This window comes from Actinoplanes sp. NPDC089786 (assembly GCF_040684855.1).
Lineage (GTDB): Bacteria > Actinomycetota > Actinomycetes > Mycobacteriales > Micromonosporaceae > Actinoplanes.
In genome coordinates, this window is the sequence record NZ_JBFBGU010000003.1 from 328,149 (window position 1) to 344,655 (window position 16,507).

Genomic DNA, 16,507 nt, shown 5'->3' on the forward strand with positions numbered 1-16,507 from the left:
CAGACGTGAAAGCGGCCCGGCCGATGCGGCTCGTCCTTCCCGCCGTGATCGGCTCCGCGATCGCGGTGACCGCGTTCGTCCTGCTTCCGCTGCCCGCCGCGGCCGGCCTGCTGACCGCCGGGTCGGCCGGCTTCGGCGTGGCGTTGCTGCGCTCGGCCGCCCGCGACCGCACGGCCGGCACCCGCCTCCGCGCGATCGGCCTGGGCGGCGGCGCGCTGCTCGCCGGCCTGGCCGGGGTGGCGAGCGGCGTCTCGGTGGTGATCGCGCCGGGCGTCGAGGTCGACGGTGTGCCGTTGCCGGCTGAGATCCCGCTGGTCTGCCTGTTCCTGGCGGCCGCGCTCGCCCTGCCGGCCCTGCTGAGGCCGCCGCAGGGCCGCGAGCCGCTGGCCCGGCTGCGGGTCGGCCTGGACACCGTCGGGGTGGCCGCGTGCCTGCTGTTCCCGACCTGGCTGATGCTGATGAGCGGCCCGGAACGGCGCGGCGCCACGGTCACCGCGATCCTGTTCGGCACCACCGCGACCGCCGTGGCCGCGGTCACCGGTGTGCACGCGATCCGGCACCGCGCGGCGCTCCAGTGGTGCGGCCCCGGCGTGGCGCTGTCGCTGCTCGGGCTGACCGCCCTCACCGTCGGCATGGACCACCCGGACAACTCGAACGCCGCCATCGCCACGGTCGCGGCCGCCGCCGCCCTCGACGCGGCCGCCGCGATGCAATGGTGGGGCGCGACCCGGGTCCGCCCGGACGCCGGCCCGCTCCCGCCGGTGGGCAGCGAGCCCGCCGCCGGCTTCCCGCTCTTCGCGCTGCCCGTGCTCGGCTCCGGCGTGCTGGTCGCCTACCACCTGGTCAACGGCGGCCGGCTCGACCCGACGTCGATCATCCTGGCCACCGTCGCGCTGCTGGCCGTGGCCGCCCGCGAGTTCGTCTCGGCGATCGTGCTGCGCCGCCAGGCCGACCACCTCGCCGACCAGGGCAACCGGTTGCGCAGCCTGATGTTCGGGTCGTCCGACGTGGCCATGGTGATCGACACGGCACACGCGGTCCGCTGGCAGTCGCCGGCCGCCGCCCGGCATTTCGGGCTGTCCGATCAGGACGTGCTGGGCCGCCCGGTGACCGCCCTGGTCGACCCGGATCAGGCCGAGGCGGTACACGACTATCTGTCCGACCGGATCAGCGACCCGACGGAGCACACCGCCGGGTCGCCGCTCGCGGTGCGGCTGCGGGACGGCTTCGGCCGCTGGCGCGAGACCGAGTGGACGGCCGGTGGCGCCGACCCGGCCGAGCCCGGCCGCACGCTGGTCGTGCACGTCCGGGACATCAGCGAGCAGCTCGAGCTGGAGCAGGCGTTGCGGCAGTCGGCCCACGTCGACCCGCACACCGGCCTGGCCAACCGGCAGGGCCTGGTGCAGGCCGGCGAGCCGATGCCCGAGGCGGGCGCGCTGATCGTGCTGGAGCTGGGCGGGCTGACCGCGATCGCCGACGTGCACGGCACCGAGGTGGTCGAGCTGGTGCTGGCCGAGGTGGCGAAGCGGTTGCGGACCCGGGTCGAGGGCGCGGACGTGCCGGCCCGGATCGGCGAGGCCCGGTTCGCGGTGCTCACCCACGGCGGCGCGGTACGCGCCCACGTGCTCGCCAGCCAACTGGTGACCGTGCTGACCACGCCCTATTCCGCGGCCGGCACCGACGCGCACCTGTCGGTCTGGGGCGGCATGACCGACCTGGCCCCCGAGGCCGGCATGGACGAGGTGATCCGGCGGGCCGCCCTGGCCCTGCGCGCGGTCCGCACCGCCCCGCCGGGCGCCGTCGAGTGGTACGACGAGGAGATGGAGCAGCGGCTGGTCCGCCGGTCCACGTTGGAGCAAGATCTGCCCGGCGCGCTCGCCCGCAGCGAGCTCGAGGTGCGCTACCAGCCGATCGTCGAGCTGTCCGGCCGCCGACCGGTCGGCGTGGAGGCGGTGCTGGGCTGGCGCCACCCGACGCTGGGCCGGGTGCCCGCCGCCGAGTTGCTGCCGCTGGCCGAGGAGCTGGGTTATCTCGGCGACGTCCGGCACTGGATGCTGCACCGGGCGGCCCGGCAGCTCGCGGGCTGGCGCCACCACCACGAAGACCTGTGGCTCTCGGTGAACGTGCGTCCGCGTGAGCTTGCCGACCCGGTGTTCCAGGCCGCGCTGGAGACGGCGATGGCCACCCACCTGGTGCCCGAGTCGGCCATGGTGATCGAGATCGCCGAGCACGACCTGCAGGACGACAACGGCCACGACCTGGCCGGCCTGCTCGGCAAGCTGCGCGCGCAGGGCATGCGGACCGCGGTCGGCAACTTCGGCACCGGCCCGACGTCGCTGAGCCGGCTGCGGATCCTCCCGGTCGACCTGCTGCGCGTCGACCGCGAGGTGTTCGGCCAGCCGGCCGACGCGTCCCGCCGGCTCGGCGCGATCATGGACGTCACGGTGACGCTGGGCCGCCGGCTCGGCATGGAGATCGTCGCCCAGGGCCTGCAGACCGCCGACGACCTCGACACCGTCCAGGCCGCCGGGTGCCGCCTCGGCCAGGGCGACCTGCTCGGCCGCCCGCTCCCGGCCGAGCATTTCGAGGCCCTGCTGGAACAGCACCGCGACCGCTCACACCGCGGCTGAGCTCCGGGACGAGCCAGGGTCGATCCCTGATGCCGGTCGGGTGGGTGCGGCCCCACCATGGAGTCATGACCGAGAACGAGAGCAAGCGCCCGATCGACATGAACGCCGTCCGTGAGACCGTGGCCCGCGGCGTCGACGCCGTGCACGGCACGATGGCCCGGAACGGGCTGACCCGGCCGAACGACGGTCGGCTCGTCGGCGGGGTGTTCTCCGGCATCGGCCGCCGCTTCGGCCTCGACCCCTGGACCTCCCGGGTCGCGATCGGCGCGGCCCTGCTGGTGATCCCCGGCACCCAGGTCCTCGCCGCGTATCCGCTGCTCTGGGCCATGATGCCGACCGAGGAGAAGGCCACCGAGCCGGCTCCCGACCCGGTTCCCGCCCCCGCCGCCTAACGGCGGGAGCGGGACCGAAGCTGGTCAGCCCGTGTTGCGCATGCCCGCGGCGATGCCGTTGACCGTGGTCAGCAGGGCCCGTTCGAGGGCGGTCGACTCGGACGCGGCCCGGCGGCCGCCGGGGGCGGTGGCGAGCTGGCGCTGGTTCTCGCCGAGTTCGCGGTACTGCCGCAGCAGCGCCACCTGAAGGTGGTGCAGCGGCTCCAGGTAGGTGTCGCGGACGCTCAGCGTGCGGTGCAGTTCGGGCTGGCTGGCCAGCGGGTGGTCGCCACCGGTGATGGCCAGCACCTCGCGGACGGTCAGGTCGTACTCCGCCTGGATCCGCTCGAAGATCGGGTGCAGGCCCTCGGGGACCAGCGTCTCGACGTACCGCCGGGCGATGGTCAGGTCGGTCTTGGCCAGCATCATTCCGACGTTGCTGATGAAGGTCTGGAAGAACTGCCAGTTCTCCTTCATCTCGGTGACGGTGTCGGTCAGCCCGGCCTCGCGTACCGCCTTGAGCCCGGTGCCGACGCCGTACCAGCCAGGCACGATCTGCCGGGTCTGGGTCCAGCCGAAGACCCACGGGATGGCGCGCAGGCCGCCCAGGCCGGCGTCGGTGTTCGGCCGCTTCGCGGGCCGGGAGCCGATGTTCAGCGCGCCGAGCAGCTCGGTCGGGGTCGCCGCCCAGAAGTAGGCCGGCAGGTCGGGGTCTTCAACCAGTTTCCGGTACGCCGCGAACGCCGCCGCCGAGGCGGTGTCCATGGCCGCGTCCCAGTGCGCGAGCCGTTCCAGGTCGACCGCGGGCGTGTTGTGCAGCAGCGTCGCCTGGAGCACCGCGGCCACCGTGAGCTCGAGGTTCTCGCGGGCCAGGGCCGGCAGCGTGTACTTGTCGGAGATGACCTCCCCCTGCTCGGTCACCTTGATCGCGCCGTCCAGGGTGCCGTACGGCTGGGCCAGGATCGCCTCGTGGGTGGGCCCGCCGCCGCGCCCGACGGTGCCGCCCCGGCCGTGGAAGAGCCGCAGCCGTACGCCGTGCCGGGCGGCCACGTCACGCAGCGCCCGCTGCGCCTTGTGGATCGACCACTGGCTGGTGGTGATGCCGCCCTCCTTGTTCGAGTCGGAGTAGCCGAGCATCACCTCCTGCAGGTCGCCGCGGCCCCGCACGATCTCCCGGTAGGCCGGCACGGAGAGCATCTCGTCGAGCAGGTCGCCGCCCGCGTCGAGCTCGGCCGGCGTCTCCAGCAGCGGCACGATGCCGACCCGGGCCCGCCCGGAGTGGATGTCGACCAGGCCGGCCTCGCGGGCCAGGACCGCGGCGGCCAGCACGTCGTCGACGCCGAGGGTCATCGAGATGATGTACGACTCGACGACCTCGGAGCCGAACCGGTCCTGCGCGTCGCGGATGGTGAAGAACACGTCGAACGTCTTGCGCGCCGACTCGGTGAGCGGGGTGTCGGCCGACGACAGCGGCCGCCGCCCGGTCAGCTCGGAGGCGAGGAGCTTGGTCCGCTCGGCGCGGTCAAGCGTGAGGTAGTCGTCCACCTCGCCGACCTGCTCGTACATCTGGGCCAGCACCTCGTGGTGCTTCTCGGCGTGTTCGCGCACGTCGAGCGTGGCGAGCTGTAGCCCGAACGCGGACACCGTGCGGATCGCCGAGGCGACCACCCCGACCGCGGTGAGCTGGCCGGAGTTGCGGGCCAGGGAGGCGCGCATCAGCTCGAGGTCGCCGATCAGCTCGTCGGCGCCCAGGTAGTCGCGGCCGGGCACGTGCTGGGTGCCGTTGCGCAGCCGGGTGCGGGTGTTGGCCAGCTTCGCCTTGATCGCCCGCACCTTGAGCCGGTAGGGCTCCTCGGCGTTGGTCCGCCGGAAGCGGGGCGCCACCTCGGGCAGGTTGTCGAGGTCTTTGGCCAGGCTGGCGGACAGGTCGAGGGAGACGCCGCGCAGCCGGCGGGACACCGAGAGCTCGTCGATCAGCGCGTCCATGGCCCGTTCGGTGGCCTGGATGCCGTGTTCGTGCTGGATCATCAGCACGTCGCGGGTGACGGCCGGGGTGACGAACGGGTTGCCGTCCCGGTCGCCGCCGATCCATGAGCCGAAGGTCAGCGGCCGGGCCGACGGCGCGGTCTCCACGCCCAGCTGGCGCAGGGTCTCGGCCAGGTCGTCGAGGACCCGCGGCGCCGCGTCGGCGTAGAGGTCCTTGAGGTAGTAGACCGCGTTGCGCGCCTCGTCGGTCGGGTCGGGCCGGTCGAGCCGCAGCTCGTCGGTCTGCCAGAGCAGGTCGATCAGCTCGGCGAAGCGCTTGGTCGAGGCGGTGGTGTCGGTGGCGCCGTAGAGCACCGCGGCCGCCGCCTCCTCGTCCAGCGTGTCGGCCAGGCCGCGCAGCTTGGACAGGATCGAGCGGCGGGCCGCCTCGGTCGGGTGCGCGGTGAAGACCGGGCGGACGGCGAGCCGGCGGGCGGCGGCGGCGATCTCGTCGGCCGGGACGCCCTGCTCGGCGATCCGCTTGGCCGCCTGGTCGAGCCAGCCACCGTCGCGGGCCCGGCGCCGGCGCAGGTCGCGGGCGCGGTGCACCTGCTCGGTGATGTTGGCCAGGTGGAAGTAGGTGGAGAAGGCCCGGGCCAGCTTGGTCCCGGTGGTCACGTCCATCGCGGTCAGTCGCTCGGCGGCCGCGAGCGGGTCCTGCCGGACCAGCGCGCGGACCTCTTCGACGAGGTCGAGGAGCGGCGGGCCCTCCTGCCGGGCCAGGGTCTGGCCGAGCAGTTTGCCGATGCGGCGGATGTCGGCGCGGAGAGCCGCGTCGGGGCCCTCTGGATCGATGTGCCCCTGCTGGTCGGTCACCTCAGCGCTCCTTAAAGACGGCGTACGAAAGACGGCGTACGGCGGACAGCGCTGTCCCGACTCCCGCGATGGTATCGGCACGGGTCCCGGGCTGGGTGCTTTGAGGCAAGTCTCATACGACCTCACCGCCACCTCACATCCCATCCGATTACCTGTGCGCTCCACCAACGAATCGAAGGGGACCCATGTCCACTCGAAAGAACCGCACCCGGGTGCTGACCGCCGGCGCGGTGACCGCCGCGTTGGCTCTCGCCGGAGCCGGGTACGGCATCGCGAGCGCGGCGGAGGACCTGCCCGCCCTGGCGTTCCGCGCCGCCACGCACGACGTGACCGTCACGCGGTACGTCGAGGACGGCACCCCCTGGATGGACTTCGACCTCGGCGTCAACCTGATCGCCGGCAAGCAGCCGTTCGAGATCCGGGCCAAGCGGAACTCCTACTCGCAGCCCATCGTGGCCACCCAGGAGGTGACCGGCGCCGACGGCAAGAAGGCGTCGGTGGCGCTGCCGGACGGGCTGTTCACCACGTTCGACGGCTTCCAGGACTTCACCGCGGTCACGATCAAGGACACCGCGGGCGCCACGGTCCGGGAGTACAGCACCGACTGGTGCCCGAACACCTGGAACTCGCTGCGGACCCGGCCCGACGCGCCGTCGTCGACGCCGTACCCGCAGTCCTGCGCCGGCGGGAACCCCTTCATCCTCGGGTCGGTCTGGGGTGTGCAGGCCGGCTACAACGCCGCGATCGAGGCCACGCCCCGCTTCGACTGGCAGGACCCGGACGCCGAGCAGTTCGACCTGCCCGCGGGCAAGTACCAGATCACGATCAAGCTGAACGAGAAGTTCCGTTCGTGGCTGGCCGTGCCGGCCGAGAGCGCCACGGTCGACCTGAACGTGACCGTCGTGGACTCCGTGGTCGACCGGGGCGGCGAGCCGGAGGGCGCGATCCGGGCCAAGGCGGCGGTCAAGGCCGCGGCCGTCGGTGACGAGCTGCCCCCGGGCAAGGCGGCGCTGCGCGGCGAGCACAGCGAGCACGACGGTCAGGGCGACGCGTCGGTGCAGGTGTCGGCGTTCGACCCGAACTTCCGCCCGCCGGCCAAGGCGCCGAAGACGCTGGCCGCCACCCCGAAGGCCGGCCCGAAGCCGGACCTGCGGTCGCTGCCGGCCTGGGGCATCGACCTGTCGAACGAGGACGGCAAGACGTACGTCAACTTCGGCGCCACCGTCTGGAACGCCGGATCGTCGCCGCTGGTCGTGGATGGTTTCCGGCGTACCGGAACCGATCTGATGGACGCGTACCAGTATTTCTTCGACAAGAACGGCAAAGAGGTCGGCTCGGTCGGGGCCGGGACGATGGAGTGGGACCCGCGGGAGGGCCACTTCCACTGGCACTTCACCGACTTCGCGCAGTACAACCTGCTGAACTCCGACCAGAGCCTGGCCGTGCGGTCCGGCAAGGAGGCGTTCTGCCTGGCCAACACCGACGCGGTCGACTACACCATCCCGAACGCCAAGTGGCGCCCGGAGAACACCGACCTGTCCACCTCCTGTGGTGCGAACACTGCGGTGGCGGTGCGTGAGGTGCTCGACATCGGCAACGGCGACACCTACTCGCAGTCCCGGCCGGGTCAGTCCTTCGAGATCACCGATCTGCCGAACGGCACCTACTACATCCAGACGCTGGCCAACCCGGAGAACAAGCTGGCCGAGACGAAGACGACCAACAACTCGTCGCTTCGCAAGATCGTTCTCGGGGGTACGGTCGGCGGCGAGCGCACCCTGAAGGTGCCCGCGGTCCACGGCATCGAGGGCTGAGACGCCCGATCTGTTGCCTGAGTGGCAGGTAGTTGTCACTGGGCAGTGATCAACGATCTGGATTGATATGGTCACCCTCCGAATTCATCGGGGGGTGTCCATGTCTTCCATTCCGAAACTCCTGGCCGTCGGGCTTTTGGCCGTCACCGGCGCCGCTCAGGCGCCGGCCGCCGAGCCACCCGCGATCTCCTTCACCGTCTCCGGGCACGACGTCATCGCCCAGCGCTACGAATGGGCTCCGGGTCAGGTCGACCTGCAGATGGACTTCGGCATCAACCTGATCGCCGGACGACAGGCCTTCGAGATCCAGGCCCACCGCGACACCTACGCCGAACCGATCGAGGTGGAGCAGGTGGTCGGCGGGGTCCGCACGCCGCTGCCGGACGGGTTGTTCACCTCATGGACCGGCTTCAAGGACTTCCTCGACATCACGATCGCCGACCCGGCCGGCGCGGTGGTCAAGCAGTACACGTCGACCTGGTGCCCGAACTCGTACACGTCGGTGCGGACCCGGCCGGACGCGCCGGCGACCACGCCCTACCCGTTCGCCTGCGCCTGGCTCGAGAACCCGTTCGTGCTCGGCTCGATCTGGGGCATCCAGGCCGGGTACAACTCGCCGGTCGAGAGCTTCCCGTATTACGAGCCGGACGGCACGCAGTTCGACCTGGCGCCCGGCTCCTACCGGGTCACCGCCCGGCTGGCCGAGAAATATCGCGCCTGGCTGGGGGTGTCACCCGCCGACGCCACCGTCGACCTCAATCTGACCGTGGTCGACCGGAACGCCGGGCTCCGGAAGAAACCCGTTCCCGCCGGCAGCGAGCACGCGCACGAGGGTGACGCGTCGAAGCAGCTCTCGGCGTACCACCCGTTCCTGCGGCCACCGGCCAAGATCCCGACGCCGTTGGCCTCGGCGCCGGCCGCCGGACCGCGCCCCGACCTGCGATCGCTGCCCGCCTGGAACATCGCCCTCGACACCGTCGAGGGCCGCACCAACGTGGTGTTCGCCGCCACGGTCTGGAACGCCGGCACGTCGCCGCTGCTGGTGGACGGCTTCCGGCGGAGCGGAACCGACCTGATGGACGCCTACCAGTACTTCTACGACGCGGCCGGCAACGAGGTCGGAGTCCGGCCGGCCGGGACGATGGAGTGGGACCCGCGCGACGGCCACCTGCACTGGCACTTCACCGACTTCGCGCAGTACAACCTGCTGACCGCCGACCGGAGCCTGGCCGTGCGCTCCGGCAAGGAAGCCTTCTGCCTGGCCAACACCGACCCGGTCGACTACCTGCGGCCGAACGCGGCCTGGCGGCCCCCGAACAACGACCTGGCCAGCTCGTGCGGCCAGAACACCGCGGTCGGGGTGCGTGAGCGCCTCGACATCGGCAACGGCGACACCTACTTCCAGTACCTGCCCGGCCAGTCCTTCGACGTGACCGACCTGCCCAACGGCACGTACTGGGTCGAGGTCAAGGCCAACCCGGACGGCAAGCTGGCCGAGCTCCGCACCACCAACAACGCGTCCCTGCGCAAGATCGTCCTGGGCGGCACGCCGGGCGGCGAGCGCACCCTGCGCGTGCCACCCCTGCACGGCCTGGACTGAACGCCGGCGCACACGGGGCGGCGGCCGGCCTCTGCTGCTAACCTCCGCCCCGTGTTTCGCCGAACCATGGTCGTCGTCCTGCTCGCGCTCGTGAGCCTCTCCGGTTGCGGTCTTCTCGACCGTGACGAGAAGAAGGAGGAGATCGAACGCCTCATCGAGGAGAACGCCCAGTTCTCGGTCTTCCTGCGGGACGACAACCCCGCGGAGCGGAAGGCGGCCGTCGAGGCGCGCCTCCGGACGCTGCCGGATGTCACCACGGTCACCTTCGAGGGGCATGACGTGGCGTACGCGAAGATGAAGAAGATGTTCGCCGAGCAGAACCAGGAGATGCCGGAGAACTTCGAGCCGGAGAACCTGCCGGAGACCTTCGTGGTGAAGATGAAGGACCAGGCCGCGGTTCGCAACGTCCGGGACACCCCGCTCCAGGCCGAGCTCAAGGCCCTGCCCGGCGTCCAGGACCTGGTGTTCACGTGCACCACGTTCGAGGAGTGCAAGGCCGACTCCATCCGCCGGAGGTCCCCGGCCCCGGCCGCGAGCTGAACGAATCAGCGGGCCGGTTCCTCACCGGGCCGGTTCCTCAGCGGGCCGGTTCCTCAGCGGGCCAGGTCGAGGGCGTACTCCGGCCACCACACGCCGGCCGGCGGGGCGTCCGGGCCGCAGGCGCCGTCGGACTCGCCGGGGCGTTTGATCCACAGGTAGGCGTCGACCAGGGCGTGACCCGTGCGCCGGGTCGGCGCCTCGCCCAGCTTGCGGCCGGGCGGATTGCACCAGTGCTGGTCGCCCGCGCCGGGCCGGGCCGGGCCGTTGCCGTTGCGGCTGGTGTCGATGACGAAGTGGGCGCCGCCGAGGATGCGGGACAGGGCCGTGCCGTAGCGGACGTTGGCCGTGGTGGTCTCGAAGTTGGCCACGTTCAGGGCGAAGCCGTGCGACCGCGCGATGCCGGCCTTGCGCAGGCCGGCCGTCATCTTCGCCGGTGACCGGATCCAGGACGGGTTGCCCGCGTCCAGGTAGACCGTCACGCCGGACACCGCCCGCAGGGTGTCGACCGCGTGCGCCAGCAACGCGTAGCGCTCGGCCGTCCGGGTGTCGGACAGGCACCCCTGCACGGCCTGCGCCACCGCGTCCGGCTCCAGGACCACCACCGCGCGATGCCCGTCCAGGGCGGTGGCCAGGGCCGCGATCCAGTCGCGGTACGCCGGGCCGTCCGGCGCCCCGCCCGCCGACTGGCCGCCGCAGTCCCGGTGCGGGATGTGGTAGAGCGTCAGCACCGGCAGCCGGCCGGCCCGGGCGGCGTCACCGACCAGGGTCTGGGCGCGCACCGCGAACCCGGGCTCGGCGTCGGCGAACCAGGTGGCGACCGGCCGGTCCGCGATCTTCCGCAGCAGCGCCGCGTCGGCCGTACGCCCGGTCTGCTCCCAGGCCCGCACCTGCTCGGCGGCCGCACCCGCCGGGTCCACATAGAACTCCGAGGCGGGCACGGTGTGTGAGGGCATGGGAGACGCGGGCGATGAGTAGACCGGCGGTTCGGGCGAGCTGGCCACCACGAGGGAGGCGCCCACGGCCACGGCGGCGAGGGCGACCGAAACCGCGAGCCACGCCCGCCGCCCCACCCGGGCGTGGGTCGCCATCAGCGCACCTTCACCCAGCGGCCGGCCGACGGCACACCGCGATCGTCGACCAGGAACACCATGTACCAGCCGGACGGCACCAGCCCGCGGCCGGACGGGACGGTGAGGGTGACGCCGCCGGGCGCCGCGGCCACGGACGCTGCGACCGAACGCTGGTCGACGTCGGTGACATGGGTGACCGCGCTGGGCCGCATCAGCCGCGCCCCGACGATCCGGCGCGGGGACGGCGTTCCGAAGAAGGCCTTGCCGCCGCGGCTGATCGACGCCGGGCCGCTGGTCAGAGCGGGCCGCGCGCCGCGGAACAGGTAGGGCGGGCTGAACACCTCGACGCGCTGCTCGAAGGTGCCGGGATTGCGGCCGGTGCGGTCGTAGAGCGGGTCGCTGCCCATGGTGATCACCCGGCCGTCGGGCAGCAGGATCGCCTCGGAGTGGTAGTTGCGCCCGACGGTCGAGTCGGCCAGCCGCTCGAAGCGGTTCGTGGTCGGCCGGTAGAGCTGGGCGTTGAACAGGTCGCTGCGCGCCCGGCCCTGGTAGGCGCCGCCCCGGTAGCCGGACGAGCCGCCGGTGGTGAGCACCGAGTCGTCCGGCAGCAGGACGGTGCTGAGGTAGCGCGCGGGGGCCGGCAGGTCGGGTCCCGGGCGGTAGCGCGGCCGGTTCTGGGTGAGGTCGATGACGTCGGTCCGCGCGGTCGACACCGGCGACTCGCCCACCTCGCCGCCGCCGAGGATCATCACCTTCTGCTTCTGGGCCGGCGCCAGCAGCACCGACGAGCTGGTCTCGGTCATCTGCGGTTGCCGCAGGCCGGCCACGTCGGAGAAGCGGTTGGTGCGCACGTTCCAGATGCCGGGGGTACGCCCGACGGTGTCCGAGCCGTACCCGGAGTTGGAGCCCGAGTAGAACAGCCGCCCGTCGGCCATCAGATGCAGTGACGGGTACGTCGGGAACACCCGCTTCAGCTCCGGCGCCGCGGTCCAGCGCCGGGTGGCCGGGTCGTACTTCTCGTTGTCGCCGGGCAGGATCCTGCCGAACTCGTCCAGACCGGACACGGCCAGCACGTTGCCGCCGGGCAGTTCGGTCAGCGTCGGATACCAGCGGTGCTTCACCAGGTCGCCGACCCGGACGTAGCGCTCGGTGCGCGGGTCGAACTCGTACGACGTCTTGTCGCCGCCGTACTCCTGCTTCTCCCGGGTGATCTTGTCGGCCAGCCCGTAGACATCGCCGCTCAGGTCGGCGACCCGGTACTGGGCCGGCCGCCGGACGATCGGCGCGTTGCCGGCCAGCTCGGCGTCGACCCACACCTCGGCCTGGCCGGCGTGCACCATCCACTGCCGGCCGTGCTGCATCTTGGTCGCCGCGGGCACGGTCACGTCGGCGCGGGTGAGGTAGACGTACCCGGTCGGAGAGGTGACCCGGGTGCCCTTGGGGAAGAACCGCGGCCCGTGGTCGGGCGACTCATTCTTGATCTTGAGTACGCCGGCCGCGTGCTTGATGTCGGTCTCCAGCACCTCGTACGACTTGGTGCCGCCGGCGATCAGCAGGTTGCCGTTGGGCAGGAAGGTGTGTCCGGCGCAGAAGACGTCGGTCGGCGTCGGCACGTCGGTGAACGTGTCGGTGGCCGGGTCGAACAGGATCGTCCGGAAGGTGCCGGCCTGGAACGCCTCCCGGTTGTTGCCGCTGCCCGCGATGATCAGCACCTTCCCGGTGTTGAGCAGCGCGGCGTGGATGGCGTTGACCCGGAACTCGGGGGGCACGGGCAGCCGGGCCCAGTGGCCGTAACGCTCCTTGTAGGACTGCCGGTTGATGCTGAACTCGTGGAACGCCTCGCTTCCGGCGGCGACCATCGGGCGGTTCACCACGGCGACGACGCCGAGCACCGCGAGCGCGACCAGGCCGCTCGCCAGCCGGCGGGCGAGAGTGGGGCGGGGGCGGGGCTTCACGCTGTTCCTCCCTTTCGCAAGGCCCAGACGATCGTGGGCGTGAGACAGATGACGATGTTGACCGCGGGCCACACCCACATGGCGCCGTCCACGTGCCCGGCCAGCGGCGCGATCAGCAGCAGAGCGGCGTAGAAGGCGGCCCAGACCAGGCCGTGGCGGAAGGTGGCGAGCCGGTCCGGGCTGGCCGAGTCGCCCTTGGGCGTGACCACAAAACCGGCCTTGCGGCGCAGCAGCGCGCCGGCGTACGACGCCACGTAGATCGGCGCGCACAGGGTGGAGACCAGCATCCCGGACAGCCCGGACGAGCCGGCCTCCTCGTGCGGGCTGATGTTGTGCCGCCGGTTGAAGACGTACAGGCCGACCTGGAACAGCGCCGCGTCGACGTACAGCATCAGCCACACCTGATGCGGAACCTGCACCCCCTCGGCGCCCAGCACCAGGTAGCAGGCGGCGTTGGCCGCACCGAGGAGCCAGGCCAGCGCGGTCAGCGGGTAGTACGACATCAGCAGGCCGTAGTGCAGCGCCCGGCCCAGGCCGAGCCGCGGGATCATCCGCGCGAACTGCCGGACCACCACCTCGTCGGTGCCGCGCGACCAGCGGTGCTGCTGGCTGAAGTAGTCGGTCCAGGTGGACGGGCCCTCGCCGACGGCCAGCACGTCCGGGGTGTAGACCGAGCGCCAGCGCCGGCCGGTGGCCGGGTTCCGGGTCGCGTGCACGACCAGGCTGGTGGCCATGTCCTCGGTGATCGAGTCCTGCAGGCCGCCGATCGAGGTGAGGGCCTTGATCCGGACAGCGTTGTTGGTGCCGACCAGCATGGCGATGCCGCGCCGGTTGCCGGCCCGCTGGAGCAGGGAGTGGAACAGGTACTGCTGCGACTCGGCCCAGCGGGTCACCACGTTGTCGTAGTTGCCGTAGATCTGCGGGCCCACCACGAACGCCACGTCCGGGTCGCGGAAGTAGCCGAGCAGCCGCTCGCAGAAGTTCGGTTGCGGCACGTGGTCCGGGTCGACCGACACGAAGACGTCGTACGCGTCGCCGTGCTCGCGTACCCAGGAGTTGTAGTTGCCGTGCTTGGTCCGGGCCTTGAACTCGCCCGCGGCGGTGTTGCGATCGGGCCGGCCCTTGCGGGTGAAGTGCCGCACGCCGAGGCGCCCGCACATCGCCTTCACCTCGGCGTCGTCGCCCTCGTCAAGCAGCCACACCTCGTACGGCCCGGCGTGCCGGACGTCGATCGCGGCCCGCAACGTGCGCTCGACCATTTCGACCGGTTCCTTGCCCGGCACGATCGTGGTCAGGAAGGCCACCCGCAGCGTCGCGTCCGGCACGATCGGCCGCGGATCCCGCGCCCACAGCGTGGACAGGCACAACGTCACGACGTTGACCAGCCGGAACAGCTCGATCAGGGCGGTCGCCGCGATCATGAAGACGGTCGCGGCGTAGAGCATCGGGCGCAGGTCGTGGTCGGGCACCTCGATCTTGAGCAGCAGCCAGCCGAAGAACGTGCTCTCGAAGGCGAACGCGAACACGGTGATCAGCAGGGTGAGGAACGGGCGGCGGCGGGACAGCCGGCGCATCTCCACCCGGCCGCCCGCCTCCTCGGCGGTGGCGGCCGGGCCGGCCAGCACGCTGTACGCGCTGTAGCCGTAGCGCTGGGGCAGCTTGACGGTCTTGGCGGTGAGCGCCCGTACGGCGGCCGGGTCCAGGGGTGGTTTGAGGCTCACGCGGACACGGGCACGGCCGGGCGGACCGCGGGCCGGCCGTCGCCGTCGTCGGTGATCCGGGGCCGGGCGATCGGCCTACCCGGGCCGGCCGGCGTCATCAGCAGCCGGTCCGGCGTGGAGGCCGGCCGCTGCTTGCTCACGAACGCGCGGCGGGCGGCGGCGAACCCGGACCGGTCGGCCCACATGTCCCGGCTCATCTCGGCCAGCTCGCGGGCCTCGTACACGTCCAGCGGCACCCGCTCACCGGACAGCCGCCGGGCCTTGGCCGCGCGCCTCGCCTTGGCGGCCCGCGGCTCGGCCAGCTCGGCGGCCAGCTCGGCCAGCCACTCCGTGTACGCCTCGGGGTGCCGCGGGCCGACCTCGTCGACCAGCCCCAGCGACGCCGCCTGTCCGGCGCTGACCGGCAGCTTGTCGTCGATCAGCCGCTGGGCCGTCTCCGCGCCGACCCGGCGGGGGAGTGAGTACGTGTGCAGCTCCGACCCGTACAGGCCGATGTCGTAGTAGGGGTTGAGGACGATCCCGGAGCGGGCCGCGACCACGTCGGCGCCGAGCCCGAGCATCACCCCGCCGGCGCCGGCGCTGCCCGCGTACCCGGCGATCACCACCTGCCGCGTGCACGTGATGATCTCCCGGCACACCTCGTTGACGGCCCGGATGGTGGCCCACGCGGCGGCAGCCGGGTCCGGGGCGGCGTCGATGACGTTCAGGTGGATGCCGTTGCTGAACGAGTCGGTGCCGCCGCGCAGCACCAGCACGTCGGTGCTCTGCGCGGCGGCGTGCCGGAGGGCCGCGAGTAATCGCCGGCAGTGCCCGGCCGACATCGCGCCGTTGTAGAAGTCGAACGTCAGCCAGCCCACCCGGCCGGCCCGCCGGTAGCGGATCTGCCGGTACGCGGCCGGCGACTCCGGCTCGACGCCCGGGGGCAGGGGAGCGTCCGGCACGTCGCGCAGCCGTTTGCCGAGCAGCCGCGCGGCGGGCAGCTTGACGCCGTCCGGCACGCGCAGGTGGCCCAGCCAGAGGCTGCCGTCGCCGGTGCCGACCAGCACCGCGCCCTGCCGGCGGCGCAGCAGCGTGCCGGGCGGGCCGGTGCGGGCCGGGCCGCGGTGCGCGTCGTAGGCGAAGACATCGAGCCCGGCCACCGAGGTCCGCACACCGGGTGCGCCGTCGGCCGCGCGGATCCGCCGCAGAATGTCCTCCGTCGGGTCGGCCCAGTCGAACGCGCGGTCCTCCTGGCGCATCGCCGGGCGCAGCCGGGTGCCGGGCACCTCGGTCGGCATGTCGTCGGTGGGCACCGGCTGGAAGTCCGGGTCGGCCGCCTTGGCCAGGACCTCGGCCACGCACTCCAGGGCGGCGTCGGCCACCGGGCCGGTGTAGAGCGACGACTTGCGCGGCGGGGCCGCGGGAAGGGGGAACGTGCGGGTGGCCCAGATCGGCCCGGCGTCCATCTCCTCGACCGCCTGGAGCGCGGTCACGCCCCAGCGGCGCGCGCCGTCGGCGATCGCCCAGTCCAGTGAGGACGGGCCGCGGTCGCCGACCGGGCCGGGATGGATGATCACGGTGCGCCAGTTCTGCCACACCTCGGCCGGCACCCGTTCCTTGAGGAACGGGCACAGGATGAGGTCGGGACGCGCGGCGCGTACCCCCTCGATCATGTCTTTCGGACTCGTGGCGAGCAGGACACCGACGTCATGATCGGCCTCGCGCAGCGTGCACCACACGCGTTGGCTCAGGCCGTTGAAAGCTGAGACGAGCAATAAGATGCGCAAAGCTCGATTCGTCATCAGCACTGTCCTCCCCGGAAATTGGCAACAGTGATCGGGGAGTCTTGGTTACGTATAGACGCCCATGTCGGACATGTTGTCCGATAGCGGTGACTCACGTTTCCTGCTCGCGGGGCGGACTAAGCTGGGTGGCGTACCCCCCGTCCTTCCTGGGCGTGGGGCTGCTCGCCGTGCCTGCTTAGGA

Annotated in this window: 10 protein-coding genes; 5 read left to right on the forward strand and 5 right to left on the reverse strand. The window is 72.2% G+C overall.

Annotated elements, in window-relative coordinates; translation table 11 throughout:
- Positions 1 to 5: 5 nt before the first annotated feature.
- Positions 6 to 2,630, forward strand: a complete 2,625-nt coding sequence (locus AB0O15_RS15550) for an EAL domain-containing protein (RefSeq protein WP_364318715.1) — start codon at positions 6 to 8, stop codon at positions 2,628 to 2,630.
- A gap of 65 nt (positions 2,631 to 2,695) precedes the next feature.
- Entirely contained in the window at positions 2,696 to 3,022 is a 327-nt protein-coding gene (locus AB0O15_RS15555; protein ID WP_364318717.1) for a PspC domain-containing protein, read from the forward strand.
- A 24-nt stretch (positions 3,023 to 3,046) separates the two neighbouring features.
- Here AB0O15_RS15555 and ppc read toward each other — a convergent pair whose 3' ends face one another.
- Positions 3,047 to 5,842 carry a phosphoenolpyruvate carboxylase gene (ppc, locus tag AB0O15_RS15560; RefSeq protein ID WP_364318719.1) on the reverse strand — a complete coding sequence of 932 codons (2,796 nt, stop codon included), beginning with the start codon at positions 5,840 to 5,842 and terminating at the stop codon, positions 3,047 to 3,049.
- A 185-nt stretch (positions 5,843 to 6,027) separates the two neighbouring features.
- Between ppc and AB0O15_RS15565 the strand changes: the two genes are divergently transcribed.
- From AB0O15_RS15565 to AB0O15_RS15575, 3 genes are all read left to right on the forward strand, one after another.
- Positions 6,028 to 7,656 carry a lysyl oxidase family protein gene (locus tag AB0O15_RS15565; RefSeq protein ID WP_364318721.1) on the forward strand — a complete coding sequence of 543 codons (1,629 nt, stop codon included), beginning with the start codon at positions 6,028 to 6,030 and terminating at the stop codon, positions 7,654 to 7,656.
- Positions 7,657 to 7,756: 100 nt separating this feature from the next.
- On the forward strand, positions 7,757 to 9,256 hold the full coding sequence (locus AB0O15_RS15570; RefSeq protein ID WP_364318723.1) for a lysyl oxidase family protein: 1,500 nt from the start codon (positions 7,757 to 7,759) through the stop codon (positions 9,254 to 9,256).
- 51 nt (positions 9,257 to 9,307) lie between these two features.
- Entirely contained in the window at positions 9,308 to 9,796 is a 489-nt protein-coding gene (locus tag AB0O15_RS15575; RefSeq protein ID WP_364318725.1) for a permease-like cell division protein FtsX, read from the forward strand.
- Positions 9,797 to 9,849: 53 nt separating this feature from the next.
- On the opposite strand, the gene AB0O15_RS15580 is transcribed toward AB0O15_RS15575, so the two are convergent.
- Genes AB0O15_RS15580 through AB0O15_RS15595 form a run of 4 tightly spaced genes read right to left on the reverse strand, consistent with a single transcriptional unit; the run spans position 9,850 to position 16,323 of the window.
- A complete protein-coding gene (locus AB0O15_RS15580) occupies positions 9,850 to 10,884 on the reverse strand; it encodes a glycoside hydrolase family 6 protein (protein WP_364318727.1) in 1,035 nt (344 codons plus the stop codon).
- Entirely contained in the window at positions 10,884 to 12,821 is a 1,938-nt protein-coding gene (locus AB0O15_RS15585; RefSeq protein ID WP_364318729.1) for a galactose oxidase-like domain-containing protein, read from the reverse strand. Before AB0O15_RS15585 ends, AB0O15_RS15580 begins: the two co-directional genes overlap by 1 nt.
- The gene (locus tag AB0O15_RS15590; RefSeq protein ID WP_364318731.1) at positions 12,818 to 14,542 is read right to left on the reverse strand and encodes a glycosyltransferase family 2 protein; all 1,725 of its coding nucleotides are present in this window, start codon (positions 14,540 to 14,542) and stop codon (positions 12,818 to 12,820) included. The genes AB0O15_RS15585 and AB0O15_RS15590 overlap by 4 nt, the downstream gene beginning before the upstream one ends.
- A complete protein-coding gene (locus AB0O15_RS15595) occupies positions 14,539 to 16,323 on the reverse strand; it encodes an enoyl-CoA hydratase-related protein (protein ID WP_364318733.1) in 1,785 nt (594 codons plus the stop codon). The genes AB0O15_RS15590 and AB0O15_RS15595 overlap by 4 nt, the downstream gene beginning before the upstream one ends.
- Positions 16,324 to 16,507 lie beyond the last annotated feature (184 nt).

What these genes read in the sequence shown, in the direction of transcription:
- AB0O15_RS15555 (WP_364318717.1), top strand. Translation starts at nt 2,696, where the DNA reads ATGACCGAGAACGAGAGCAAGCGCCCGATCGACATGAACGCCGTCCGT.
- AB0O15_RS15565 (WP_364318721.1), top strand. Translation starts at nt 6,028, where the DNA reads ATGTCCACTCGAAAGAACCGCACCCGGGTGCTGACCGCCGGCGCGGTG.
- AB0O15_RS15570 (WP_364318723.1), top strand. Translation starts at nt 7,757, where the DNA reads ATGTCTTCCATTCCGAAACTCCTGGCCGTCGGGCTTTTGGCCGTCACC.
- AB0O15_RS15580 (WP_364318727.1), bottom strand. Translation starts at nt 10,884, where the DNA reads ATGGCGACCCACGCCCGGGTGGGGCGGCGGGCGTGGCTCGCGGTTTCG.
- AB0O15_RS15595 (WP_364318733.1), bottom strand. Translation starts at nt 16,323, where the DNA reads ATGACGAATCGAGCTTTGCGCATCTTATTGCTCGTCTCAGCTTTCAAC.